Source organism: Campylobacter sp. BCW_6877 (genome assembly GCF_001762445.1).
Taxonomy (GTDB): Bacteria; Campylobacterota; Campylobacteria; order Campylobacterales; family Campylobacteraceae; genus Campylobacter_D; species Campylobacter_D jejuni.
The window spans coordinates 1-2,264 of the sequence record NZ_MJWW01000004.1 but is presented as its reverse complement, the minus strand read 5'-3'; the positions used below and the strand labels follow the sequence as shown (position 1 = coordinate 2,264).

The 2,264-nt window shown below is 34.3% G+C and carries 1 protein-coding gene and 1 pseudogene; both read right to left on the bottom strand.

The window, feature by feature from the left end; genetic code table 11:
* Window positions 1-1,613, bottom strand: a 1,613-nt coding sequence (locus AJ936_RS00045) for a flagellin A (protein WP_070273885.1), incomplete at its 3' end; no start/stop codon positions are given.
* 96 nt (window positions 1,614-1,709) lie between these two features.
* A pseudogene (locus AJ936_RS00040) lies at window positions 1,710-2,264 on the bottom strand (motility associated factor glycosyltransferase family protein); the annotation flags it as partial.

Genomic DNA, 2,264 nt, shown 5'->3' with positions numbered 1-2,264 from the left:
GCAAAGTCTACATCTCTGATGGTGGACTCTGCTGCTTTAACATTTACTTGAGTTACAGTGATGTTGTTTATAGTAACTTGAAGTTGATTTTGCACCGAACCAATGTCTGCTCTGATTTGATCAAGATTTGTTATAGCGGTTTCTGCTATATCCATCACAGCCATAGCGCCTTTAAGTGTAGTTACACCTGCAGTTTCTTCCTTAACTCCAAAAGCAGTTGTTTTCATAGTTGCAAACTGAGAAAGTCCACTTTTACTTGAAAAACCAGAACCTTTAGATACATTATAAACTGCTGAAAGTTGAGAAGCACCTGAAATAGCTATCGCAGATTCGGCTATACTTGCAGAATAATTTTTCCCACTACCTGCTGAAAATCCAGAACCTGCTGAAAATCCAGAACCTGCTGAACTCATATAAGCAGAAACAGAAGAATACCCTGCTAAAATATTTTGTTTATTTGCAGAACCAAAACCCATAGCATCAGCGACATTAGCATCAATTTGACCTTTAGACTCCCTTAAAGATACAGAAGCCTGAGAGATAAAATTGCTCGCACCAAAACCTGCAAAAGAAAGTCCAGAACCACTGATTAGAATATCCTTACCATCATTTTTTACCAAAGATAAACGACCATAATTTTCCATCATGTCTTTATTAATAAAAGCACCGCCGCCTATACTTCCTTCGATTTTAATCCCTCTACCTTCTCTTGAAGTGAGCAAAAGCTTGCCATTTTCATCTATAGAGGCTTCTACTCCTGTAGTGTCTTTTACAGAGTTGATCGCAGAAACTAAAGCACCATTGCTATCGCCATCTTTATATTCTATCTGGCCGATTTTTACCCCATTAATAGTAAAATCCTCTCCTGTAGATCCTGCTTTAACCGCAGCCATACCTCGAGTTTCCACTGTAAAAGTAGCCCTAACACCTGTTTTATCAGCTGATTTGTTAATCTCTTCAGCTAAAGCACCAAGACCTGTTCCAACTGAAGTTGAAATCACAACTTTTTGAAATTTAAAATCATCTATACCGTTATAGTTTTTCAAAGTGAATTGCACTTCACCACTGCTTGAAATTCTTCCTCCTGTTTCAAAGCGTGTTAAACCGATTTTAGAAGATTGAGTTGCTCCTATAGTAGCTTTGATGGTTTGATTTGAACTTGCACCGATTTGAAATTCTTGATTGATGAAATTACCACTTAAAAGTTGTTTACCGTTAAATGAAGTAGTATTAGCGATATTATCAAGTTCTTCCATCAAACGATTGATATCTGCTTGAAGCATGGTTCTTGTTTTTAAGCTTTGCCCATCTTGAGCTGCTTGAGTTGCTTTAGTCTTGATTGTATCTAAGATCTTAAGTTGCTCATCCATAGCTTTATCTGCAGTTTGTAAGATACCTAAGGCGTCGTTACCATTTGATATAGCTTGACCCAAAGTAGAAGCTTGAGATCTTAAAGAGTCTGCTATCGCCATCCCTGAAGCATCATCTGCTGCTGAGTTGATTCTAAGACCTGAACTAAGTCTTGCAAGTGATTGATCTAATGCTTTGCTGTTTAGATCAGAGTTTGCTTTAGCATTTAATGCTGCAACGTTAGTGTTAATACGAAATCCCATTTTAAATCCTTTTAAAAAAATTCAAGCTCATCCATGAACTTGTTAAATGCTATATCGTGCAATCAAAAAAATATTTTATACCTTGGTGTCAAAATTTTATACTTTTAGCAAAGATTCATATTTTTGCTCTAGTTTTTCTATAAAATAAAGCAACCATTCATCATAAGCTTTGATATAAGCACTGATAAAACTAGCTTTATCTTGAATATGAAGCCTAAGCACATCAGCGATAAATTTTCCACGATAAGCAAAGGCTCCTCTTAAAACTTCATCCTGTATAAACTCATCTTCATCTAAAGAGTGATTAAAATTTTCTATATTTTGATAAACTTTTTCTAAAAATTCCAAAGGTAAAATAAAATCTTTACTGAGTATATTTTCTAAAATTTGTTTTAAAACTAAAGCATCATTTAAAAATCTTTTAGCATTATCTTGATCTTTTTGTATTTTTTCTTTGAATTTAACTAGGAGTTTGTCACTTCTATTTTTAGTTAAACTTTTTGGAAGTTCAAATTTAGGTTTTTCTTTTGTAAGGAGTTTTTCACAACATTCTTTAAAGGAAAGTTCTTCAGTAAAATTAATCCTTGCTCCACCTTCAGTAGCATTGTAAAATTTAGCTTCTTTACTGTTGCAAGCAAAAAGATATTCAAG